At 74.7% G+C, this 21999-nt stretch carries 19 protein-coding genes; 12 read left to right on the top strand and 7 right to left on the bottom strand.

Annotated elements, in window-relative coordinates; all coding sequences use genetic code 11:
- Positions 1-104: 104 nt before the first annotated feature.
- A complete protein-coding gene (locus ACFWIS_RS22620) occupies positions 105-1817 on the bottom strand; it encodes a hydrogenase maturation protein (RefSeq protein ID WP_380460234.1) in 1713 nt (570 codons plus the stop codon).
- 232 nt (positions 1818-2049) lie between these two features.
- Complete coding sequence (locus tag ACFWIS_RS22615) at positions 2050-2973, bottom strand: DUF4231 domain-containing protein (RefSeq protein ID WP_380460232.1); 924 nt, start codon at positions 2971-2973, stop codon at positions 2050-2052.
- Between the two features lie 130 nt (positions 2974-3103).
- Here ACFWIS_RS22615 and ACFWIS_RS22610 point away from each other — a divergent pair, with 130 nt between their 5' ends.
- The gene (locus ACFWIS_RS22610) at positions 3104-3553 is read left to right on the top strand and encodes a VOC family protein (RefSeq protein WP_380460231.1); all 450 of its coding nucleotides are present in this window, start codon (positions 3104-3106) and stop codon (positions 3551-3553) included.
- A gap of 109 nt (positions 3554-3662) precedes the next feature.
- Here ACFWIS_RS22610 and ACFWIS_RS22605 read toward each other — a convergent pair whose 3' ends face one another.
- Entirely contained in the window at positions 3663-5123 is a 1461-nt protein-coding gene (locus tag ACFWIS_RS22605; protein ID WP_380460229.1) for an NCS2 family permease, read from the bottom strand.
- A 192-nt stretch (positions 5124-5315) separates the two neighbouring features.
- On the opposite strand from ACFWIS_RS22605, the gene ACFWIS_RS22600 reads away from it, so the two are divergent.
- The 3 genes from ACFWIS_RS22600 to ACFWIS_RS22590 all read left to right on the top strand — a co-directional run bounded on the left by ACFWIS_RS22600 (position 5316) and on the right by ACFWIS_RS22590 (position 8450).
- A complete protein-coding gene (locus ACFWIS_RS22600) occupies positions 5316-5618 on the top strand; it encodes a DUF2530 domain-containing protein (RefSeq protein ID WP_380460227.1) in 303 nt (100 codons plus the stop codon).
- A gap of 52 nt (positions 5619-5670) precedes the next feature.
- Positions 5671-8121, top strand: coding sequence for an HAD-IC family P-type ATPase (locus ACFWIS_RS22595; protein ID WP_380460225.1), 2451 nt, complete (start codon positions 5671-5673; stop codon positions 8119-8121).
- 86 nt (positions 8122-8207) lie between these two features.
- The gene (locus ACFWIS_RS22590) at positions 8208-8450 is read left to right on the top strand and encodes a hypothetical protein (RefSeq protein ID WP_380460223.1); all 243 of its coding nucleotides are present in this window, start codon (positions 8208-8210) and stop codon (positions 8448-8450) included.
- On the opposite strand, the gene ACFWIS_RS22585 is transcribed toward ACFWIS_RS22590, so the two are convergent.
- Together ACFWIS_RS22585 and ACFWIS_RS22580 are read right to left on the bottom strand one after the other, a co-directional pair.
- Complete coding sequence (locus ACFWIS_RS22585; protein ID WP_380460221.1) at positions 8414-11710, bottom strand: sacsin N-terminal ATP-binding-like domain-containing protein; 3297 nt, start codon at positions 11708-11710, stop codon at positions 8414-8416. The genes ACFWIS_RS22590 and ACFWIS_RS22585 overlap by 37 nt on opposite strands.
- Positions 11711-12166: 456 nt before the next feature.
- Positions 12167-13048, bottom strand: coding sequence for a DUF3027 domain-containing protein (locus ACFWIS_RS22580; protein WP_380460238.1), 882 nt, complete (start codon positions 13046-13048; stop codon positions 12167-12169).
- Positions 13049-13546: 498 nt separating this feature from the next.
- Here ACFWIS_RS22580 and ACFWIS_RS22575 point away from each other — a divergent pair, with 498 nt between their 5' ends.
- The 4 genes from ACFWIS_RS22575 (at position 13547) to ACFWIS_RS22560 (ending at position 17188) form a co-directional block, all read left to right on the top strand.
- Positions 13547-14950, top strand: coding sequence for an MFS transporter (locus ACFWIS_RS22575; RefSeq protein WP_380460236.1), 1404 nt, complete (start codon positions 13547-13549; stop codon positions 14948-14950).
- Positions 14951-15035: 85 nt separating this feature from the next.
- Positions 15036-15566, top strand: coding sequence for a hypothetical protein (locus ACFWIS_RS22570; protein ID WP_380460219.1), 531 nt, complete (start codon positions 15036-15038; stop codon positions 15564-15566).
- Between the two features lie 10 nt (positions 15567-15576).
- Complete coding sequence (locus ACFWIS_RS22565; RefSeq protein ID WP_380460217.1) at positions 15577-16338, top strand: futalosine hydrolase; 762 nt, start codon at positions 15577-15579, stop codon at positions 16336-16338.
- Positions 16331-17188, top strand: coding sequence for a 1,4-dihydroxy-6-naphthoate synthase (locus tag ACFWIS_RS22560; protein WP_380460216.1), 858 nt, complete (start codon positions 16331-16333; stop codon positions 17186-17188). Before ACFWIS_RS22565 ends, ACFWIS_RS22560 begins: the two co-directional genes overlap by 8 nt.
- Before the next feature lie 29 nt (positions 17189-17217).
- Here ACFWIS_RS22560 and ACFWIS_RS22555 read toward each other — a convergent pair whose 3' ends face one another.
- Positions 17218-17601 (bottom strand): cold-shock protein, encoded by a 384-nt coding sequence (locus ACFWIS_RS22555; RefSeq protein WP_380460214.1) that lies wholly within the window; start codon positions 17599-17601, stop codon positions 17218-17220.
- 493 nt (positions 17602-18094) lie between these two features.
- Between ACFWIS_RS22555 and ACFWIS_RS22550 the strand changes: the two genes are divergently transcribed.
- Positions 18095-18325 carry a hypothetical protein gene (locus ACFWIS_RS22550; protein ID WP_380460212.1) on the top strand — a complete coding sequence of 77 codons (231 nt, stop codon included), beginning with the start codon at positions 18095-18097 and terminating at the stop codon, positions 18323-18325.
- Here ACFWIS_RS22550 and ACFWIS_RS22545 read toward each other — a convergent pair.
- On the bottom strand, positions 18322-18960 hold the full coding sequence (locus tag ACFWIS_RS22545) for an HAD family hydrolase (protein WP_380460210.1): 639 nt from the start codon (positions 18958-18960) through the stop codon (positions 18322-18324). The genes ACFWIS_RS22550 and ACFWIS_RS22545 overlap by 4 nt on opposite strands.
- Positions 18961-19059: 99 nt before the next feature.
- Here ACFWIS_RS22545 and ACFWIS_RS22540 point away from each other — a divergent pair, with 99 nt between their 5' ends.
- The 3 genes from ACFWIS_RS22540 to ACFWIS_RS22530 are packed head-to-tail and all read left to right on the top strand — an operon-like array spanning position 19060 to position 21994.
- Entirely contained in the window at positions 19060-20091 is a 1032-nt protein-coding gene (locus tag ACFWIS_RS22540; RefSeq protein WP_380460208.1) for a FecCD family ABC transporter permease, read from the top strand.
- Positions 20088-21137 (top strand): FecCD family ABC transporter permease, encoded by a 1050-nt coding sequence (locus tag ACFWIS_RS22535; RefSeq protein WP_380460206.1) that lies wholly within the window; start codon positions 20088-20090, stop codon positions 21135-21137. Before ACFWIS_RS22540 ends, ACFWIS_RS22535 begins: the two co-directional genes overlap by 4 nt.
- The gene (locus ACFWIS_RS22530) at positions 21134-21994 is read left to right on the top strand and encodes an ABC transporter ATP-binding protein (protein WP_380460204.1); all 861 of its coding nucleotides are present in this window, start codon (positions 21134-21136) and stop codon (positions 21992-21994) included. The genes ACFWIS_RS22535 and ACFWIS_RS22530 overlap by 4 nt, the downstream gene beginning before the upstream one ends.
- The last annotated feature ends 5 nt before the right edge of the window (positions 21995-21999 follow it).

The raw sequence follows: 21999 nt of genomic DNA, 5'->3' as shown, positions 1-21999 counted from the left end.
CGACCGGGTCCCCCACCCCGGTCGGACGCCCGCCGCCTTGCTCCGGCCGCCTTGCTCCGGCCGACTGCTCGGGCCGGGCTGCTCCAGCCGGTTACTCGGGCCGGTTACTCGGGCCGGCCGAGCAGCCCGGTCAGGTGCTCCGGGGTCGCCACCGGGCAGGCCTTGCGCACGAAGTCCCGCCGCAGCGCGTGGTACGGCTCGCCCGCCCGGTAGAAGTTGGCGTGCATCCGGCGCAGCTCCTCGGTCCGGTACTCGGCCAGCGGCTTGGCCTCCTCGTCCACGGCGCGGCGCCGCTTCTTGTCCACCAGCCGCCCGGTGAGCTCCGGCGCCTCCGCCAGCGCGGCGGCCTCCCGGGCCACCCAGCGGCGGAACCCGGCCGGGTCGCCGCCGACCGTACGGTCCACCAGGCCGATCCGGCGGGCGTGTTCGGCCCCGACCGGCAGCGCCTCGGTGGTGAGCCGCTCGGCCTGCTCGGCGCCGACCCGGGCGGGCAGGGTGTACGTCCAGTACTCGGAGCCGTGCAGGCCCATCAGCCGGTAGTGCGGGTTGAGCACCGCCGACTCCCGGCACCACACCTCGTCGGCGGCCAGCGCCAGCATCAGGCCGCCGGCCGCCGCGTTCCCGGCCAGGGCGGCGACGGTCAGCTTGTCGTCGGTGGTCAGGATCGCCTCGACCAGGTCGTCCATCGCGTTGATGTTCTCCCAGGACTCCAGCGCCGGGAAGGCCGCGCCCTCGATGACGTTGAGGTGGATCCCGTTGGAGTAGAAGTCCCGGGCCGCGCCCAGCACCAGCACCGAGGTGGGCCGGTCGGCGGCCTCCCGGTAGGCGGCCAGCAGCCGGCGGCACTGCTCGGTGCCCATCGCCCCGCCGGCGTAGCCGAACTCGAGGAAGCCGACGTCGCCGTCCTCGTGGTAGCGCAGCTCCGACCAGGTGTTCCGACGGGCCGCGGCGGCGGGGGTCACCGGCACCTCGCGGACCCGGTGCAGCTCGTCGCCGAGCACCGTGGCGGCCGGCAGCTTGAAGGTGACCGGCCCGCCGGGGGTGCGGCGAGGGCGCAGCTGGGGGATCCAGACCGCGCCGTCCACGGTGGCCCGGCAGATCGCGCCGTCCCGGGTGGCGAGCACGGCACCGGGCTCGGGGCCGCGCAGCTCGTCCTCGGGGTGGCCGCCGTGCAGGAAGAACTCGCGCCCGTACAGCTCGTCGAGCACGCCGGGCTGGGAGTCGGCGGCGCGCAGTTTGCGCAGCACGGTGGCGGTGTCGTCCCGCTGCCAGTCGATCCGGCGGGCCTCCTGCTTGAGGAACGGCCGCAGTTCACCGCGCACGTCGGGCCGGGCGTAGTCCAGCGGCTCGGGGCTGAACAGTCCGCCCTCGTACCGCTGGACGGCCAGCAGGACGGCCTCGGTGGCGGCGTCCGCGACCTCGCCCCGGTACAGCTCGCTCTTGCCGCACTCGGGGACGGCGAACTCGACGGACGCCCAGATGTCGCCGGCGTCCATCTCCTCGACGGCCTGCAGCACGGTGACGCCCCAGCGCCGGGCGTCCTCGGTGATCGCCCAGTCGAGCGAGGAGGGGCCGCGGTCGCCCTTCGGGCCGGGGTGCACGATCAGGACCGTCCGGGTGGACCAGATGTCCGCCGGGACGGCCCTGGTGAGCATCGGGCAGATGATCAGCTCCGGGTCGACCCGGGCCACCGCCTCCCTCATCTGCTCGTCGCCGAGGGCGAGCTGGACGGCGACCTGGTGGCCGCGCTCGCGCAGCTCGGTGTGGACGCGCTGGGTCAGGCTGTTGAACGCGGTGGCGATCAGGAGAATGCGCACAGGGGGCCTCCGGGCAGGGACTGCGGGTCGCGCGGAGGCGATGAAACCAGGGCATGGACACGTAATGGTCACGTTCCGTGCCTCGGCGCTCTACCCTCACGCACCCCGCACACCTGTGCCCTCGGCGTGCCCCCGCTTCGCGGTATCTCCCCAGCCCCTCCCCCGAGTTGGTCTGGCGCCGGACACCCGGCACCAGGCACCACCGCCTCGCCACCTCGCCGCCCGGCCCGTCCTACCGCGGGAAGGCCCGGCGGGCCCGCCAGGTGGTGTGCTCGCGGGAGACCGCGTCCTCCGCCTCCGCGGCCAGCCGGGCCCAGCGCTCCTCGGCGTCCGGCGTCTTGAGGTCGAGGTCGGACAGCTGGTTGCCGACGTTCTCCAGCTCGCGCGCGGCCAGCTGGTAGGCGGCGGCCAGCGGGCGCAGCTGCTTGAGCTGGGTCCAGGCGATGATCGCGGCGGCCGCGGCCGAGCTGGCACCGAAGATGTGCACCTCCAGCGCGCCGGTGGCCTGGGCGATGGCCGCCGCCGCGCCGATGATGATCAGCGTCGCGATGCCGAGGCCCCAGGAGACCGCCTGGGACTCGCAGGACTCCGCCCGGGAGCGGTACCAGGTGCGCTGGCCCTCGACCCGGGTGCGCAGGTAGAGGGTGCGCCGGGCGGTGAGACTGTCGGCCCGGGCGCGGCGCATCTCCTCGGTGATCTCCGGGACGCTGCCGGGCGGCACGATCTCCGGGTCCTCGAACGCCCGCAGCACGTCCTCGACCTGGAGCAGGTAGCCGCGGTCGGCGTCCGGCGACTGGGCCTCGCCGCCGAACGGACTGGCCCGGACGCTGTACTTCCAGGCCAGCGTCTTGACCGACTCGGCCGCCGCCCGCGCCTCGTACCACCGGCCCTGCGGGTTGCCGCGGCGCAGCCGGGACCAGAAGTAGCCGGCGACCAGGAAGGCGGCCACCGAGAACAGTGGCTTGATGTCGCTGTCGCCCTTGTGGTCCGGGCCCGGCAGCGCGCCGATCAGCGCGGCGACCACCAGCATGGCGATCAGCCCGCGGTGCCAGCGGAGCGTCTCGCGCTGTCCGTCCAGCGAGGCCTTGTCCGCCCGCCAGAACAACTCCGGCAGCAGTCGCGCCTCGACTCCCCCGGGCGGATCCTGTTGCACCATCGGTCGAGTCCCCTCCCCGTCTCCGTCCAGGCAGTATGCCCGCCGCCAACTGCCCTACACAGTCACCTTTTTGACACCTTTCGACCGTCGGTGATTGCCCCTTCCAGCCGTCACCGGTACAACCGGTTACATGCCGTTGCACTGGAAACTCGTCATCGACTGCGCCGACCCGCACCGCCAGGCCGCGTTCTGGGGGGCCGCCCTGGACTACACCGTCGAGGACCACCGCACCCTGATCAGCCGCCTGCTGGACGCCGGCGCGATCACCCCGGACGCCCTCACCGAGGTCGACGGCCACCCCGCCTGGCGCACCCTCGCCGCGGTCCGCCACCCCGAGGACCCGTGCGACCCGGTGTCGGACACCGGCCTGGGCCGCCGCATCCTGTTCCAGGCCGTCGGCGAGGACAAGGAGGCCAAGAACCGCCTCCACTTGGACGTCCACCCCGGCCCGGACGGGCGCGCGGCCACCGTGGCCCGCCTCGAATCCCTCGGCGCCACCGCCCTGCGCGAGGTCGCCGAGCCCGGCGGCGCCTGGACCGTCATGGCCGACCCGGAGGGCAACGAGTTCTGCGTCCACTGACCGGACGGCCCACCGACGGAACCCCGACGGGCCCGAAAACCCGACGCCCCCGGAAACGCCGACGGCCCCGCACCCGAGCGGGTGCGGGGCCGTCGCGGGCCGTACGGCGTCAGAGCAGACCGAAGGCCGGCATCAGGTAGTAGAAGGCGAACACCGCCGCCACCACGTACATCGGGGCCGGCACCCCGCGCCCGCGCCCGGCGGCCAGCCGCAGGACGCAGAAGGCGATGAAGCCGAAGCCGATGCCGTTGGTGATCGAGTAGGTGAACGGCATCATCACGATGGTCAGGAAGGCCGGGATCGCGATGGTGTAGTCCGCCCAGTCGATCTCCTTGATCGAGTTGGCCAGGATCAGGAAGCCGACCGTGACCAGGGCCGGGGTGGCGGCCTGGGCCGGGACCATGGTGGCCAGCGGGGTGAGGAAGAGCGCCAGCACGAAGAGCAGGCCGGTGACGATCGAGGCGAAGCCGGTACGGGCGCCCTCGCCGACGCCGGCGGTGGACTCGACGAAGCAGGTGTTGGCGGAGGCGGAGGTGGCGCCGCCGGCCGCGGTGGCGATGCCGTCGACCATCAGGATCCGGTTGATGCCCGGCAGGTCGCCCTTCTCGTCCAGCAGGTGGGCCTCGTCGGCGACGCCGAGGATGGTGCCCATCGCGTCGAAGAAGCAGGACATCAGCACGGTGAAGACGAACAGCGCGCCGGTCAGCACGCCGACCTTCTCGAAGCCGCCGAACAGGCTGACCTTGCCGACCAGGCCGAAGTCCGGGGCCGCCACCGGGTTGCCGGGCCAGGCGGGGACGGTGAGGCCCCACTTGAGCGCCGGGACGTCGGCGAACTTGTCGATCACCACGGCCACCGCGGTGGAGGCGACGATGCTGATCAGGATCGCGCCGGGCACCTTGCGGATGACCAGGACCAGGGTCAGCAGCAGGCCGAAGACGAAGACCAGCACCGGGAAGCCGAGCAGGTGGCCGTTACCGCCGAGCTGCAGCGGGACGGTGGTGTGAGCGGCGTCCGGGATCCGGCTGACGAAGCCGGAGTCGACCAGGCCGACCAGGCTGATGAACAGGCCGATGCCGATCGCGATGGCCTTGCGCAGGCCGAGCGGGACGGCGTTCATGACCCGTTCGCGCAGGCCGGTGGCGACCAGCAGCATGATCGCGAAACCGGCCAGCACCACCATGCCCATGGCGTCCGGCCAGGTCATCTTGGGTGCGAGCTGCAGTGCCACGATGGTGTTGACGCCGAGTCCGGCGGCCAGGCCGATCGGCACGTTGCCGATCACGCCCATCAGCAGGGTGGTGAGACCCGCGGTGAGGGCGGTGGCGGTGACCAGCTGGGCGCTGTCCAGGTGGGCCCCGGTCATGTCCGTGGCGCTGGCCAGGATGATCGGGTTCAGCACCAGGATGTACGCCATGGTGAAGAAGGTGGCGACACCGCCGCGGATCTCCCGCGGCAGGGTGGAGCCGCGCTCACTGATCTTGAAGTAGCGGTCCAGGGCGCCGGAGGGGGGTACGGGCGCGCTGGGGGCGGGTTCGGGCGACTCGGTGGCCGGCTGGACCACAGGCATGCGGGCGTCCTCTGTGGGGGAGCTGAGGAGGGGGACACCCGGGACGACGGTGGCCGGGCGTGGACCTTTAAGTATGGTTTCCGGATCGCACACGCGCTATCTTCGCGCGTAGAGCGCCGATGGCGTCCGGAGCCCGTCGACCGGGCACCCGCCACATCCCCCGAGCCCCCCGCGCACCGTACGCTAGGCCCCATGCCCAAGACGCCACTGCACCCCTCGCCCCCTCCGCTGGAGGCCAATGACGTCGCCATCGTCGGCGGCGGCACGGTGCTGTGGTTCGTCGCCTTCGTCGCCCTGCTCCCCTTCCAGGGCAGCCTCTCCGACCACGGCCACGGCAGCTGGCCGTGGATCTGCCTCTCCGGCGGCCTGCTCGGCCTGATCGGCCTCTGGTACTGCCGCGCCCGGCGGGACGCGATCGCCCGCAGCCGCGCCGCCGAGGCCGCGCGGCACACCGCCGGGGACGACGGTCAGGACCCGGCCACCCAGTCGGACTGAACGGTCCTTTAGTAGCACGCATCGGACATAAGGCACCCGTAGAGTCGGTGCCATGACGCAGCCTGCCCAGCCAGCGGAAGAGCAGCCGACCGACGGGAACCGCCTGGACGGAGCGCACCCGCTCGGGCTGCTGCCCGGGCGGCGCGGCGGCCTGACCGCCGCCGAGGTCGCCGAGCGGGTGGCGGACGGACGGGTCAACGACGTCCCGGTGCGGTCCAGCCGGTCCGCCAAGGAGATCGTCCGGGCCAACGTCTTCACCCGGTTCAACGCCATCATCGGCATCATGTTCGGGATCATCCTGATCGTCGGGCCCCTCCAGGACGGCCTGTTCGGCCTGGTCATCGTGGCCAACACGGCGATCGGCATCATCCAGGAGCTGCGCGCCAAGAAGACCCTGGACAGCCTGGCCCTGATCGGCGAGGCCAGACCGCAGGTCCGCCGGGACGGCGCCGTCCAGCAGGTCCCGGTCTCCGAGATCGTCCTCGACGACACCGTGCTGCTCGGCATCGGCGACAAGGTGATCGTGGACGGCGAGGTCACCGAGGCGGACGGCCTGGAGATCGACGAGTCGCTGCTCACCGGCGAGCCCGACCCCGTCCTCAAGCAGCCCGGCGACCAGGTGATGTCCGGCAGCTTCGTGGTGGCCGGCGCCGGCGCCTTCACCGCGACCAAGGTCGGCCGGGAGGCCTACGCGGCGCAGCTGGCCGAGGAGGCCAGCAAGTTCACCCTGGTGAAGTCGGAGCTGCGCACCGGCATCAACAGCATCCTGCGGTTCATCACCTACCTGCTGATCCCCACCGCGATCGGTCTGATCATCAGCCAGCTGGCCGTGGAGGGCCGCGACTGGCGCGAGGCCGTGCGCCGGATGGTGGCCGGCATCGTGCCGATGGTCCCCGAGGGCCTGGTGCTGCTGACCTCGGTCGCCTTCGCGATCGGCGTGATCCGGCTGGGCCGCCGGCAGTGCCTGGTCCAGGAGCTGCCCGCGATCGAGGGCCTGGCCCGGGTGGACACCGTCTGCCTGGACAAGACCGGCACCCTCACCGAGGGCGGCATGGACGTCGTCGACCTGCGGGTGCTCTCCGACGCCGACGCCGACCCCGTCGACAAGGACGCCATCGAGCACGCGCTCGCCGTGATGGCCGGCGCCGACGCCCGCCCCAATCCGTCCATGCAGGCCGTCATCGACGCCTACGGGCGCGGCGACGGCCCGGGCGGCCACGGCTGGCGGGTGATCGAGGCGATGCCCTTCTCCTCCGCCCGCAAGTGGAGCGGCGTCCAGCTGCTGGAGCCCCAGGGCGCCGAGGCCAGCTGGCTGCTCGGCGCCCCGGACGTCCTGCTCTCCGCCGGGCACCCGGCGCTCGCCGAGGTGGACGAGCTGGGCGCCCAGGGCCTGCGGGTGCTGCTGCTCGGCCGCACGCCCGTCCCGCTGGACTCCCCCGATCCGGCGGCCGGCCTCACCCCGCTGGCCCTGGTGGTGCTCCAGCAGCGGCTGCGCGCGGACGCCGCCGAGACCCTGCGCTACTTCGAGGGGCAGAACGTCCGGGCCAAGGTGATCTCCGGCGACTCGGCCGTCTCGGTCGGCGCGGTGGCCGGCCACCTCGGACTGCCCGGCGCGGACCACCCGCTGGACGCCCGCACCCTGCCGCAGGACCCGGAACAGCTCGCCGAGACCGCGGACCGGACCAGCGTCTTCGGCCGGGTCACCCCCCAGCAGAAGCGCCAGCTGGTCGGGGCGCTGCAGTCGCGCGGCCACACCGTGGCGATGACCGGCGACGGCGTCAACGACGTGCTCGCGCTCAAGGACGCGGACATCGGCGTGGCGATGGGCACCGGCTCGGACGCCACCAAGGCCGTCGCCCAGATCGTGCTGCTGAACGACTCCTTCGCGACCCTGCCCTCGGTGGTGGCCGAGGGCCGCCGGGTGATCGGCAACATCGAGCGGGTGGCCGGGCTGTTCCTGGTCAAGACGGTGTACTCGGTCCTGCTGGCGCTGCTGGTGATCTTCACCCACTCGCCGTACCCGTTCCTGCCCCGGCACTCCACCGTGCTGTCCACCCTCACCATCGGCGTGCCCGCCTTCTTCCTCGCCCTCGCCCCCAACAACGAGCGGGCCCGCACCGGCTTCGTGAAGCGGGTGCTGCGCCTGGCCGTCCCCGGCGGCGCCATCGCCGGCACCGGCACCTTCGTCGCCTACGCGCTGGCCCGCTCCAACCACGCCACCGACCTCAAGGCCGACACCAGCGTGGCCACCCTGACGCTCTTCCTGATCGCCATCTGGGTGCTCGCCATCGTCGCCCGCCCGTACAACTGGTGGCGGCTGCTGCTGATCGGCACCATGGGCTTCGCGTTCGCCCTGGTGCTGCTGGTGCCGTTCCTGTCGGACTTCTTCGAGCTCTCCCTGGTCGGCCAGCGCGACCCGTGGACGGGCGTGGCCATCGCCGTGGTCTGCGGGGTGCTGCTGGAGGTCGTCTGGGGCTGGATGAAGCGCCGCGGCCTGGAGTGAGCACCCCGGGAGCACCCCGGAGCCCCGGAGCCGGAGCCCCCGGAGCCCCCCGACGGCCCTAGCATGGCCCCGAGAGGGGGTGCCGAATGGCACGCAAGGGTGGGGAGCTGGAGGCGTTCACCGCCTTCCTGGGCGGACTGCTGGCGGCCGGACTGGTGGCGCTGGCGATGACGGGCGTCGGCCTGGCGGTCAGGCCGACGCCCGCGCTGAAGACGGCGGCGCTGGTGACGCTCGGCGCGGTCTGGCTGACCGTCACCACCACCGTCTACCTGCGGCTCAAGCCGCGTGCCGGTCAGCCTTCGAAGTCCCGGGCCGCGGACAACTCGTAGGCCCGGTCCGGCTCGCTGAGCGCGGCCAGCACCTCGAAGCGCCGGTGCCACTGCCCGACCGACCAGGCGAGCCCGGCGGCCAGGCCCTCGGGGGTGGCCGCGTGCAGCAGTCCGGGCACCGGCGGGACCTCGAACTCGTCGTCCTCGTCGCCGGCTTCGGCCAGCTCCGGGTCGTACGGCGGTTCCGGGGCGTCCGCCTCGTGGTCCCAGCGCCAGTCGACCGCGGCCTCGCCGCCGTCCGGACCGACCACCAGCAGCTCCTCGTGCTCCTCGTAGGCGACCGGGCAGCCGGGCAGCAGCTCCCGCACCACCGCCGGGACGCGGTGCAGCACGCCCTCGGAGAGCACCCGCCCGCCGGCCACCTCGCTGGCCAGCGACACGTGCAGCCGCTCGGCGAGGTCCGCGGCGAGCGCCGGGGCGACCGGCAACAGCGGGTACGGGTGCAGGAGTTGGACCAGGTCGGGGGCGTCGGCGACGACCGCCTCGGTGGCGTCCACGATCACCGTGTGGTCCGGACGGCGGCCGGTGGCCGGGTCCAGCGGCGGCAACGCCCGTACCACGTCGAGCGGTTCGATCCGCTCCCGGTCGACCCGGGCCAACGCGCTGTGGATGCCGTGCAGTTGGCGGTGCCCGACCTCGGCGGCCGGATCGGTGAGCCGGTCCAGCACCTCGTCCGGGCCGTGCACCTCGGCGAGCAGCGCGGCCAGCGTGGTGCGCACCCCGAGCGCGTGCAGGAACTGGTCGTCCAGGGTGGTGCGCGCCTCGTCGTACAGGCCGCGCAGCAGCGGGTCGGCGCCGGCGGCGCGCAGCCCGGCGGGCTCCCGGCCGCCCAGCACCGGGTGGTCGCGCAGCCACCAGGCGGTGTACGGCGGCAGGTCGGCGTAGTTGCCGTCGGGCAGCAGGGTGCGCACCGGGTTGACCACGGCGTCCCGGTACGGCGGGCGGGCGAGCGCGGCCAGCGCCTCCGGCCAGGCGTCGTCGTCCACCAGGTCGAGGTCCCGGACGGCCAGCAGTTCGGCGGCCACCGGCGGGACGCCGATCACCTCGTCCGCGTTCAGCGCCTCCAGGGCGTCCTCGGCCCACTCGGCGAGCCCGTCGGGCGCCTCGTCCACCAGCCCGGTGGGGTGGCCGCCGGCCGCCCGGTCGGCGGGGGCGGTGGGGTCGAGGCGCTCCAGGTCGTCCGGGTCGAGCACCACGTCCTCGGCGCGCACCAGCACGAAGTCGGCCAGCACGCCGACGGCCACGAGCACCTCGGGGCCCCAGCGCTCCAGCAGCTCGTCGTCCACCCAGCCGGCGTCCTCCTCGCGGGCGAGGGCGGCGAACGGGCTTCCGGGCAGCACCAGTTCGCCGGCCCGGGCGGGCTCGCCCTCGTCGTCCAGCAGCACCAGCCGGGCCAGCCAGGGGTGCTCGCCGGCGGCCGGGGCGGCGGCCTTCACCAGGGCGAGGACGGCGTCGGCCAGTTCCAGCGCGGCGTCCAGGTCGTCGTCGGCCAGCTCGTAGGAGCGGGCGACGGCGGCCCGCACCTCGGGGGTGTCCAGCACCCCGGCCGGGGTGGCGGTGCCGGCGCCCAGCTTGGCCAGCAGCGGGTGGGCGGCCTCGGGGTGGGCGAGCCGTAGGTCGAGCGCGGCCAGCGCCCCGGCCAGCGACTCGGGGTAGCCGGGGAAGGCCGCCCAGTCGGCGTCCTCGGAGGGCAGCAGGACCCGCCGGGGCCCGGTGACGGTCCGCCCGTCGGCGAGCGGCACGGGCAGTGCGCCGAGCGACTCCGGGTCGGCGGCGCCGAGCGCCGCGTACAGGTTGCGCCACCAGGCCGGGTCCCGGTCCAGGCCGCCGAGCTGGTCCACCACTTCGGCCAGCGGCACCCGGCGCACGTTCAGCACCCGCAGCTCGCTGCGGCGCTCCAGGCCGGCCGGCAGCAGCCCGGGGAAGATCGGCGCGAGCGCCTCCACCACCGAGCCGTCGGCGCCCTCCAGCAGGGTCGCGTCCCGGGGCCGCAGCGCGGGCGTGCCCTCCTCGACGCCGCCGGGGTGCGGCAGGAACGGCGTACCGGGCAGCCGGGACAGCACCGCGGCGCGCAGCGCGTTGTCCAGCGCGCCCTGCCCGAGCGGTCCGGGGACGAGGCTGAGCGAGCCGAGGTCCGCGCCACGGGCCCGCAGCAGATCGGTGTAGCTGTCGGCGGCGCGTTCGGTGAGGAAGTCGGCGAGCGCGCCGGGGGCGATGTGCCGGCGGGTGGAGTCCAGCGGGTAGGAGGCGATCAGCAGCGCGGGCAGGCCGATCGGCTCGTCGCTGGGGGTGGGCGCGTGCAGCACCGGCGCGATGGCGGGCCGCTGCGGGGCGCCGTCCTCCGCGACCGGGACGGCCCAGGTGACCGTCCAGTACGGGCGGGCGCGCTCCTCGGTGGGCCGGTCGGCGAGCAGTTCGGCGTCCAGCCGGCCGGAGGCGCCGGCGGTCTGCCAGACGGTGCGCCGCAGCCGGCCGCCCTCGTCGTCGGTGACGGTGACCTCGGTGACGCCGTCCGGGCGCGGCTCGGCGGCGCCGCGGGTGAGCGTCCGGGTGCCCTCCGGGGTCTCCACCACGACCTCGGCCAGGCCGGGCAGGGTGAGCAGCAGGGCGTCGTCGATCGCGGCCAGCAGACGCCGGGTCAGGTCCTCGGCGGCGGCGTCCCGCAGCGGCAGCACCACCACGGTGTCGTAGCCGGCGGGGGCCGGGCCCTCGGCCGCGAACGGCAGCCGCAGCAGCGGCACGTGGCCGTCCCGGCGGCGCAGTTCGTCGGTCAGCGCCGGCTGCGCCTCGGCGAGCGAGCGGGCCTCGCCCAGCGACCAGCGGACCCCGCCGGCGGCGCCGAGCACGGCGGGCTCGTCGGTGACGGCGAGGACGGCGGCGAAGCCGACGCCGAACCGGCCGACGGCGGGCTGCTCGCCGCGCTTGGAGGAGGCGCGCAGGGTGGACAGCGACTCGACGGCCGCGGCGTCCAGCGGGGCGCCGGTGTTGGCGGCGGCCAGCACGCCGTCGGCGAGGGTCAGCCGCAGCCGGCCGGGGCCGTGCCCGGCCCGGAGGGCGGCGTCGGCCGCGTTCTGCGCCAACTCGACCACCAGGCGGTCGCGGTAGCCGCCGAGCGCCAGTTCCTCCTCGGCGTTGGCGTCCTCCCGGAACCGGGCCGGCGAGGCGGCCCAGGCGTCCAGCACCCGCCGGCGCAGCGCGGCGCTCCCGAACGGGTCGGCGAGGTGCTCGTCCGTGCCGCTGCCGATGATCCGAGGTTCCACTGGACCTGCCGCCTTCCGCCGCCCTGTACGTCGTAGGGGCATTCTTCCCTGCCCCACTGACTGCTCCCGACCACGGCCCGGTCCGGTGGGCGCCGACGGGCCGCGGTCGGCCGGGGAATCCGCAGGCGAAGGCCCGTCAGCGGCCGGCATCCGGGGCCCCGGTCCGGCACTCCGGCCCCAGGAGCCCCAGGGGCACCGGCGGCGCGCGGGAGCCGAAAGGGCGGGAGCGGAAAAGGCGGGAGCCGAAAGGGCGGCGGGGCGGCACGAGGGACGGGCCCGCCGACCCGGCACCCCACTGCCGGGGCCGACGGCCCGCCCTGCCGCCGTCCGCGGACATGGGGGGTCCCCACGAACGGCAGGCCAGCCGGGGCACCGCGGAGAACGGGCGCCCCTACCTGGAACAACGCCGCGGCCCGCCCCACCGGTTCAGTGGGACGGGCCGCGGGCGACACGGGCTCAGGAGTGGCCGAGCTCCTCCGCCGGGGCGTCCGGCTCGACCGAGCCGGAGGCGCGGTCCGGGTGGAGCTGCAGCGGCTCGACCACCAGCTCGTCCAGGATCAGCTCGGACGGCGCCGGCGGGGCCGGGATGACGGCCGCCTCGGAGTGCCCGCCGCAGCCGTACGCGAAGGAGACGATCTGGCCGTCGGCCGGGCCGAACTCGTTGCCGCACACGCCGAAGGCCTGCCCGAGCGAGCCGCCGATCGGGATCAGGAAGCCGCAGCTGCCGCACGCGGCGGGCGCGGCCTGCGCCATCGGGGTCTGCGGGCCGTGCGACTTCTCCCAGCGGTCGGCGGCCAGGTGCAGACCGAGCCGGGAGAGCACCCGGCTGCGGCCCAGGCCCAGCTCCTCGGCGACGGCGTTGATCTGGGCGCGGGCCGGGGCGGGCTGGACGTGCGGGTCGGTGACGATCACGTCCTCCTCGGCGGCCAGCGCGACCGCGGAGTTCGGCGCGGGCTCGTCGTCGCCGATCCAGCCGGGCTCCAGCCGCGCGTCGTCGGCGCCGGTGGGCAGCAGGTCGCCGGGGCCCATGTCGCCCGGGCGCAACCGCTCGCTCCACGGCACCCACTCCGGCGCCAGCACGGCGTCCGGGCCGGGCAGCAGCACGACCTCGTCCAGCGTCACGTTCTTCGCACGCGGGGCGCGGGCGACGGTGACCGCCCAGTGCCAGCCGCGGTAGGCCGCGTCCAGACACTCGAAGGTGTGGGTGACGACGCGGTCGGCGTCCGCCTGCGCACCCAGGTGCGCTCCGACGATCTCGGGCCCGACGGCCTCCTCGGCTGCCTGGCGGGCGAGTTCGACGGCCTCGGCACAGAGCCGGTCGGGGGTACGGCTTCGCATCGCAGCACTCACGGCGTCGATTCTCTCCCAGTTCTTCTGTCGCCCACGGCGTGTTGCCTTCTCGTCGCGGCTCGGTAGTCCCTCATCCATTCTGCGCGACCCGGGGCCGCGTCGGGTACCGGCCGCGCCGCTCGTCCGACCTCCCGGCGGCCCGGCGCCCCGGCGGGCGGACCCTGGGGCAGGCTACCCGTCGGTCGGTGCCCCGGCACAGTCCGGGGCGGAGCCGACCGTTCCGGAGGCCGCGCCGACCCCGTCGATTCCCGGGTCACCCCGGCGAATCTGGGGCAGGATGGGCTTGTGGCGGACGACGACCCGTCGCAGCATGCACGGCGCCCCTCGCAGGCCGGCAACCCAGACGAGGCGGACGCCGTGCCGCGACAGCAGCCTCCTGTCCCCGCTGCGGGCGAACCGCAGTCGGCGGACGGCGGCGGGGCGTCCGCGGCCGCGCCGGTCGGCCTGGAGAAGCCCGTCCTTTTGCCGGACGGCCTCCCCCCGGCGATCGACGACGACCCGGACGCCGCCCCCGAGCCGCACCGCAACTTCCTGGTCCGCACCGCCTCCGCGGCCGGCCTGCGCACCGGCCGGCTGGTGCACGGCACCGGCCGCCGGATCCGCCGCGCCACCTCGGCCGAGGGCGCGGGCGAGTCGGGCCTGGCGAAGCTGATCGAGCTGCACGCGCTGAACTCCTTCGGCGACATGCTGATCACCATCGCGCTGGCCTCCACCATCTTCTTCTCCGTCCCCACCGGCGAGGCCCGCGGCCGGGTCGCCCTCTACCTGCTAATCACCATGGCCCCGTTCGCCCTGCTGGCCCCGGTGATCGGCCCGCTGCTGGACCGGCTGCCGCACGGCCGCCGGGCGGCCATGGCGATGTCGATGCTGGCCCGGGCCGTACTGGCCTGGACGATGGCCGGGGTGATCTCCGGCGGCGGCATCGCGCTCTACCCGGAGGCGCTGGGCGTGCTGGTGGCGTCCAAGGCGTACGGGGTGGTGCGCAGCGTCGTGGTGCCCCGGCTGCTGCCGAGCCGGCTGTCCCTGGTGAAGGCGAACTCCCGGGTCACCCTGGCCGGGCTGCTGGCCACCGGGGTGGCGGCCGGGGTGGGCGGGCTGCTGCACCTGATCGGGCCGGGCTGGCCGCTGCGCGGCGCCTTCCTGGTGTTCGTGATCGGCACCCTGATGGCCTTCCACCTGCCGCACACGGTCGACTCGGCGAAGGGCGAGCAGCGGGCCGTGCTGCACGCCGACGTGCCCGGCGAGGGCGAGGGCTCCCACCTGGTCCACCACAGGCCGCCGAAGGTCAAGGCCTCGCTGCGCACCGTCGGCCCCTCGGTGGTGCTGGCCCTGCGGGCGATGGCGGGGATGCGCTGGCTGGTCGGCTTCCTGGTGTTCTTCCTGGCCTTCCTGCTGCGCACCGACCCGATCGGCGGACTGCGGCCGACCCTGGCGCTGGGCCTGGTGGCGGTGGCGGCCGGGACGGGCAACGCGCTGGGTTCGGTGCTGGGCTCCTGGCTGCGCACCCGCGGTCAGGAGGCGACGGTCACCGCGATGCTGCTGCTGGCGACGGGCGTGACGGCGGCGGCCGCGCTCTGGTACGGCGTGGTGACGGTGGTTCTGGTCGCCGGGGTGTCCGGGATGGCGGCCTCGCTGGGCAAGCTGGCGCTGGACGCGCTGATCCAGCGGGACGTCCCGGAGGCGGTGCGGACCTCGGCGTTCGCCCGTTCGGAGACGCTGATGCAGCTGTCCTGGGTGGCGGGCGGCGGGGTCGGCATCGTGCTGCCGCTGAACGGGGTGCTGGGCCTGTCGATCGCGGCCTCGGTGGTGGGCCTGGTGCTGCTGTGGACGATCCAATCGCTGCTGCGGCTGGGCCTGCGGCGTCACCCGGCCGCGCCCCGGGTGGCCTGAGAACCGCCGACCCGGCAACACGCGGCAACACGCGGTGGCCGACCCCCGCGTAGCGTGATCGGCCGGGTTCGGTAGATTCTGACGCATGAGCCTCAATACCCGTGTCATCGCCGCCCTCGGCGCCGTTGTCGTGGTCGGCGCCGCCACGGTGGGCACCTCCGTCGCGATCGCCGCCGGACAGACCGAGCACAGCTCCCACCGGGCCACCCTCCAGGTCGGCACCACGTCGGTCGCCGCGGACCCGCTGTGCTGGAACGACGGCAGCCCGCTCACCGACGACCAGCAGGACAAGTGCCGGACCACCGCCAACGAGGCGCTGGCGAACGGCACCCTGCCGCAGTCCGACGTGCGGGCCAGCGACCGGGTCGGCGTCGGCGTCAGCCCGAACGTGGCGAAGACCGGCTGGTGGGCCTCCACGAACGGCGGTTCGAGCACCCAGGGCGGGCAGACCAGCCTGTTCTCGTACGCCCAGGGGCCTTCCTTCTCCGGCTCCCAGCCGGCCGGCCGGGTGCTGAACTCCAGCGGCAAGACCGTGGTCACCGTGGTCGAGATCGACAAGAAGTCGGAGAGCCCGATCGCCGTCTGGTACTTCCAGATGAACACCAAGGACAGCTGACGCTCCCCCGATGAGCGCGCAGGTCGCCGACGTGCACCCCGGGCAGCCGGGCCCCGAACGGGCCCGGCTGCTCGTCGTCGTCGCGGTGCCGGCCGAGGCCGAGGCGGTGCTGCGCGGCCTGCCCGGCGGGGCCGCCGGTCTGACGCTGCCCGGCGGGGTGCTGCACCGCTGCACGGGCGTGCCGGTGGACGTGCTGGCCGCCGGGGTCGGCCCGGCCGCCGCCGCGGCCGCCGCCACCACCGCGCTGGCGGCCCGCCCGTACGGCCTGGTGGCCTCGGCCGGGATCGCCGGCGGCTTCGCCCCGCACGCCCCGGTCGGCGCCACCGTGCTGGCCGGGTCGATCGTGGCCGCCGACCTCGGCGCCGAGACCCCGGAGGGCTTCGCCGACGTCGCCGAGCTGGGCTTCGGCACCGCCCTGCACACCCCTCCCCCGACCGTCGTCGCGCTGGCCGAGCGGGCCCTGGCGGCGCACGCCGTCGACGCCGTGACCGGCCCGGTGCTGACCGTCTCCACCGTCACCGGCAGTGCCGAGCGGGCCGCCGTACTGGCCGCCCGTCACCCGGGTGCCGCGGCCGAGGCGATGGAGGGCTTCGGCGTGGCCGAGGCCGCCGTCCGCTTCGGCGTGCCGGCCTTCGAGCTGCGCACCGTGTCCAACCCGGTGGGCCCGCGCGACCGGGCCGCCTGGCGGATCGGCGAGGCGCTGGCCGCCCTGGAGCGGGCCTTCGCCGCCCTGCCCGTCCGAGAACTGATCGAGGAGGCCGGCTGTGGCTGAACGGCTGAGCATCGCGTACTCGCCCTGCCCGAACGACACCTTCGTGTTCCACGCCTGGGCGCACGGTGACGTCCCCGGGGCGGACGCCCCCGAGGTGACCTTCGCCGACATCGACGTCACCAACGGCCTGGCCGAGCGCGGCGAGCTGGACGTGCTGAAGATCAGCTACGGCGCGCTGCCCTGGGTCCTGGAGGAGTACGCCCTGCTGCCCTGCGGCGGTGCGCTCGGGCGCGGCTGCGGCCCGCTGGTGCTCACCCTGCCGGGCGTGGGCTCGCCCGCGGACCTCGCCGGGAAGACCGTCGCGGTGCCGTCCGAGCGCTCCACCGCCTACCTGCTGTTCCGGCTCTGGGCGGCCCGCGCCGTCCCGGGCGGCTTCGGCGAGATCGTCGTGCTGCCGTTCCACGAGATCATGCCCGCCGTCCGGGACGGCCGGGTGGACGCCGGCCTGGTCATCCACGAGGCGCGCTTCACCTACCAGCGGTACGGCCTGCACAGCCTGGCCGACATGGGCGAGGCCTGGGAGCGGGAGACCGGCCTGCCGATCCCACTGGGCGCCATCGTCGCCAGGCGGTCGCTGGGCGCCGAGCGGCTGCGCGAGCTCGCCGAGGCGATCCGCGCGTCCGTCCGGCAGGCCTGGGCGGACCCGTCGGCCAGCCGGGAGTACGTGCTGGCGCACGCTCAGGAGATGGACCCGGCCGTCGCCGACCAGCACATCGGGCTGTACGTCAACGAGTTCACCGCCGACCTCGGCGAGGAGGGCTACGAAGCCGTCCGCGCGCTGCTCACCCGGGCCGCAGCCGAGGGGCTGGTGCCCCCGCTCGACCCGGGTGCGCTCGCGTTCCCGTCCTAACCGGAACCTGCCTTCGGACTCCCCGGGAGTCAGATGTCGAACTGGTCGGCCACCGCGCGCAGCAGGCCTGCCAGCTTCTGGCCGGTCGGCTTGGCCGGGTAGCGCCCGCGCTGGAGGCCGGGCAGCACCGCGTCCAGGGTGGTGATCAAGTCCTGGACGATCGGCGCCATGTCGTCGGCGCTGCGGCGCTGGGCGGCGGCCACCGACGGCAGTGCCTCCAGCAGCTGCACGGCCATCGCCTGGTCCCCGCGGTGGCCGGCGACCACGCCGAACTCGACCCGCTGACCGGGCTTCAGCACGGTGACACCGGCGGGCAGCGCCTTGGTGTGGACGAAGACGTCGCCACCGTCGTCGCGCGACAGGAAGCCGAAGCCCTTCGTCTCGTTGAACCACTTGACCTGGCCGGTGGGCATCTCGAACAGTCCTCGAATGGGTGTGAGGGATCCCGGCCCTGGCCGGGGATCACTGGGTGGGATTGAAGACGGCCGACCTCGGCTCGGCGCCCGGGGGCGCTCAGGGCCAGCGCGTTGTCAGGAGCAGACTAACGGTCCGTCACTGCCTCATCAGCGTTCCGCGATGGATCCGCGTTCCGAGGGCCGGAGGGACCGGCTGGAGCGCGGGGATCTCGCGGTCACGGACGACCCGGTACTGGCACGGCCGGGGCGCGGTTCGGCGCAGTCCATCGGCTCACACCCCCGGGTCTGAGGACACGGGACGCCCTTGTAGCGCCCCTCGGCAACCCGTGCATACCCCCGCTCAGCAGGGATCAAAACGCATCGCTGCCGGGAAACTGCGCAACGTGACCGAGCCGCTCCGGTGGGCCGCCGCCGCGGCCGCTCTGCCAGACTGGGGGGCGCGGACCGGGCCCGAACGGGTGGCCCGGCGCGGCCCCAGGGAGTGACGGACGTGAGCAGCCAGAGCGCCGACCCCGGCGACGTGTACGTCAAGGCCGGGACAGTGGTCTTCGGAATCGGCGCGCTCGCCACCCTGGTCACCTTCGTACCGCTGTTCCTGCACCTGACGCCGCTGCCGACGGCCATGTACTGGCTGAGCATGCTGATGCCCGCCGGGTTCCTGGCCGCGCTGACCGGGCTGTTCCTGAACGCCCGGGCCCAGCGCGCCCGGGTGGAGCCCTAGGACACGACCCGGCCCGCGAGGTGCCGGTCGAGCCACTCCGGGAAGCCGGTGAGGTCGGTGAGCACCACGTCCGCGCCGGCGGCGCGCAGTTCGTCGGCGCCGTACGGGCCGGTGGCCACGGCGACCGCGACGGCCTCCGCGTGCCGGGCGCCCACGATGTCGCCGAGGTGGTCACCGACGTAGATGCTCGCGCCGTGCGCGCGCAGCGCCTCGCCCTTGGTCTCCGCCCAGAGGTCGCCGACGAGGACGTCCGCGGGCAGCCCGGCGTGCTCCAGGTGGAGACGGGCGTTCGGCTCGTACTTGCCGGTGATCACGGCGACCCGGCCGCCGTGGGCGCGGACCGCCTCGACGGCGGCGTGGGCGCCGGGCAGTGCCACGGTCGGGGCGAAGGCGTGGTCGCGGTAGAGCTCGCGGTAGCGGGCGACGGCCCGCTCGGCCTCGTCCGCCGGGAACCAGTTGCTGATCTCGTCCAGCAGCGGCGGACCGAGCCGGGTGACCACCAGGTCGGCGTCGACGTAGGTGCCGGTCTCGGCGGAGAGCGCCTGGTAGGTGGCGCGGATGCCGGGGCGGGTGTCCAACAGCGTCATGTCGAGGTCGAAGCCGACGGTGAGCGGGGCGGGTGAGGTGGCGGGCATGCCGTCAGGCTACCGAACCCCCGCCCGGGTGGGACACGGCGATTTGCCCCGCCTCCGAGACGGAACTTAGGTTTACCTGAGTTTCCGCGGAGAGGGCTCATGACCGACACCACCGCACCACCGGGCAAGCGGCGGACACCCCGTCACCGAATGCTGTGGCTCACCGCCGCGCTGGCCGTGCTGGCCCTCGCGGTGCTGCTGAGCCTCGCGGTCGGCAGCCGTACCGTGCCGCTGTCCGGGACGGTCGACGCGCTGCTGCACGGCGGCGACTCCGCCGACGCCGTGGTGATCCGCGAGCTGCGGCTGCCGCGGACGGTCGTCGGGCTGGCCGTCGGCGCGGCGCTCGGGCTGGCCGGGGCCGTCATGCAGGGCCTGACCCGCAATCCGATCGCCGACCCGGGCATCCTCGGCGTCTCGCAGGGCGCGGCGGCGGGCGTGGTGGTCGCCATCTCCGGGTTCGGGGTCTCCACCCTCACCGGGTACGTCTGGTTCGGCTTCGCGGGCGCCGTGATCGCCACCGTGCTGGTGTACGGCCTGGCCGGGCGCGGCCGGGGCGGGGCCACGCCGATCAAGCTGGCGCTGGCCGGCTCGGCGATGTCCGCCTTCATCGCCTCGCTGAACACCCTGGTGCTGACCACCGACGCGGCCACCATGGACCAGTTCCGGTTCTGGCACGTCGGCTCGCTCTCCGGCCGGACGGCGGACGTCGCCTGGCAGCTGCTGCCGTTCCTGGCCGTCGGCACCGTGCTGGTGGTGGCGGTGGCACGCGGGCTGGACGCGCTGGCGCTGGGCGAGGACACCGCGAAGGGGCTGGGGGCGAAGACCGGCCTGGTCCGGGCGGTCGGCGCGCTCGGCGCCACCGTGCTGACCGGCTCGGCGGTCGCGGCGGCCGGCCCGATCGCCTTCATCGGCCTCGCCGTGCCGCACGCCGCCCGCGCGGTGGCCGGGGCGGACCACCGCTGGATCCTGGCGTTCTCGGCCGTCCTCGGCCCGGCTCTGCTGCTGCTCGCCGACACCCTGGGGCGGGTGCTGTTCCCGCCGTCGGAGGTGCCGGCGGGCGTGATGACGGCCCTGGTGGGGGTGCCGGTGCTGGTGGCCCTGGTGCGTCGGCGGAAGGTGGTGGCGGCGTGACGACGGTGTCCCTGCGGGGGTACTCCGTGGTGCGGGCCGGGCGGGCCTCGTTCCTGCTGCACCGGCGTTCGGCGCTCGCCGCCGTCGGGCTGGCGGTGGCGCTGGCGGCGACGGTGGTGGCCTCGCTGTGCCTGGGCGAGTCGACCGTCTCGCCGGGCGAGGTCGTCAAGGTGGTGCTGGGGCAGCCGAGTCCGGACGAGCTGGTGGTCGGGGAGTTCCGGCTGCCGCGCGTCGTGGTCGGGCTGCTGGTCGGGGCGGCGCTCGGACTGGCCGGGGCGCTGGTCCAGACGGTCGCCCGCAATCCGCTGGCCAGCCCCGACGTGGTGGGCGTGACCTGGGGCGCGACCGTGACGGTGGTCGGGCTGATGGCGTACGGGGTGGTCGGCTCGACCGGGCAGGCGCCGTACGCGGCGGTCGGCGGCGGGCTGGTGGCCGGGCTGCTGGTGTACGCGCTGGCCTGGCGGCGGGGGCTGCACGCCCAGCGGTTCGTGCTGATCGGGATCGGGATCAGCGTGGCGCTGTCCTCGCTGACCTCGGTGTTCCTCACCAAGGGCGACGGCTTCCAGGCGCAGGCCGCGAAGGTGTGGATGACCGGCAGTCTGAACGGCGCCGGCTTCGACCAGGCCGACTGGCTGGCCCGGGTGCTGCTGGCGGCCCTTCCGGTGGCGCTGTGGGCGGCGCGCGCCCAGCGGTCGATCTCCTTCGACGACGCGACCGCCGTCGGCCTCGGGCTGCGACTGGACCGGATCCGCCTCGGCATGGCCCTGCTGGGCATCGTGCTGGCCTCCTGTGCGGCGGGCGCCGCCGGGCCGGTGGACTTCGTGGCGCTGATGGCCCCGCAGATCGCGCTGCGGCTGGCGAGGTCGGCGCAGGTGCCGCTGCTGTGCTCGGCGCTGACCGGCGCGCTGGTGGTGGTGCTGGCCGATCTGCTCGCCCGGCGCCTGCTCGCCCCGACCGAGCTGCCGGTGGGCGTGGTGACCGGCATGGTCGGCGCGCCGTACCTGATGTGGCTGTTGATCCGATCCCGCCGTGGAGGCTCCCGATGACCGCACACCGCTTGGAGGCCCGGGGCCTCACCCTGGCCTACGAGGCGCGCACGGTCGTCGAGGGCCTGGACGTCGGCATCCCGGACGGCCGGGTGACGGTGATCGTCGGCCCGAACGCCTGCGGCAAGTCGACCCTGCTGCGGGCCCTCGGCCGGCTGCTGAAGCCGGTGCGCGGCGCGGTGCTGCTGGACGGCGAGGAGCTGGCCCGGATCCCGACCAAGCGGATCGCCCAGCGGCTCGGCCTGCTGCCGCAGTCGCCGACCGCGCCGGAGGGCATCTCGGTGGCGGACCTGGTCTCGCGCGGCCGCCAGCCGCACCAGAGCTGGTGGCAGCAGTGGTCGGCGGAGGACGAGGCGGCCGTCACCGAGGCGCTGGAGCGCACCTCGACGGCGGAGCTGGCCGAGCGCAGCGTGGACGAGCTGTCGGGCGGCCAGCGCCAGCGGGCCTGGATCGCCATGGCGCTCGCCCAGGGCACCGACATCCTGCTGCTGGACGAGCCGACCACCTACCTGGACATCGCGCACCAGGTGGAGGTGCTGGACCTGGTCCGGCGGCTGAACGTCGAGCGCGGCCGGACGGTCGTCGCGGTGCTGCACGACCTCAACCAGGCCGCCCGGTACGCGGACCACCTGGTGGCGATGCGGGACGGCCGGGTGGTCGCCGAGGGCCCGCCCGGCGAGGTGGTGACGGCGGAGCTGGTGCGGGAGGTGTTCGGACTGGACTCGGTGGTGGTGCCGGACCCGGTGACGGGCACTCCGCTGGTCGTGCCGGGCGCGCCGTGGCAGGCGCCGGCCGAAACCGCCGGAGCCGTGGGTGCCCAGGGGGCGTCCAGTAGGCACCAAGGAGGGACCGAGTAGGCGCT

The sequence above is a fragment of the Kitasatospora sp. NPDC127060 genome (assembly GCF_042724935.1).
Taxonomy (GTDB): domain Bacteria; phylum Actinomycetota; class Actinomycetes; order Streptomycetales; family Streptomycetaceae; genus Kitasatospora.
The sequence above is the reverse complement of the archived record's forward strand: the minus strand, read 5'-3'. Positions and strand labels throughout refer to the sequence as shown.

Coding starts and splice junctions, on each gene's coding strand:
- ACFWIS_RS22610 (WP_380460231.1), top strand. CDS start 3,104: ATGCCGTTGCACTGGAAACTCGTCATCGACTGCGCCGACCCGCACCGC.
- ACFWIS_RS22590 (WP_380460223.1), top strand. CDS start 8,208: ATGGCACGCAAGGGTGGGGAGCTGGAGGCGTTCACCGCCTTCCTGGGC.
- ACFWIS_RS22555 (WP_380460214.1), bottom strand. CDS start 17,601: ATGCCCACCGGCCAGGTCAAGTGGTTCAACGAGACGAAGGGCTTCGGC.
- ACFWIS_RS22545 (WP_380460210.1), bottom strand. CDS start 18,960: ATGCCCGCCACCTCACCCGCCCCGCTCACCGTCGGCTTCGACCTCGAC.
- ACFWIS_RS22600 (WP_380460227.1), top strand. CDS start 5,316: ATGCCCAAGACGCCACTGCACCCCTCGCCCCCTCCGCTGGAGGCCAAT.
- ACFWIS_RS22530 (WP_380460204.1), top strand. CDS start 21,134: ATGACCGCACACCGCTTGGAGGCCCGGGGCCTCACCCTGGCCTACGAG.
- ACFWIS_RS22580 (WP_380460238.1), bottom strand. CDS start 13,048: ATGCGAAGCCGTACCCCCGACCGGCTCTGTGCCGAGGCCGTCGAACTC.
- ACFWIS_RS22540 (WP_380460208.1), top strand. CDS start 19,060: ATGACCGACACCACCGCACCACCGGGCAAGCGGCGGACACCCCGTCAC.
- ACFWIS_RS22565 (WP_380460217.1), top strand. CDS start 15,577: ATGAGCGCGCAGGTCGCCGACGTGCACCCCGGGCAGCCGGGCCCCGAA.
- ACFWIS_RS22605 (WP_380460229.1), bottom strand. CDS start 5,123: ATGCCTGTGGTCCAGCCGGCCACCGAGTCGCCCGAACCCGCCCCCAGC.
- ACFWIS_RS22595 (WP_380460225.1), top strand. CDS start 5,671: ATGACGCAGCCTGCCCAGCCAGCGGAAGAGCAGCCGACCGACGGGAAC.
- ACFWIS_RS22570 (WP_380460219.1), top strand. CDS start 15,036: ATGAGCCTCAATACCCGTGTCATCGCCGCCCTCGGCGCCGTTGTCGTG.
- ACFWIS_RS22615 (WP_380460232.1), bottom strand. CDS start 2,973: ATGGTGCAACAGGATCCGCCCGGGGGAGTCGAGGCGCGACTGCTGCCG.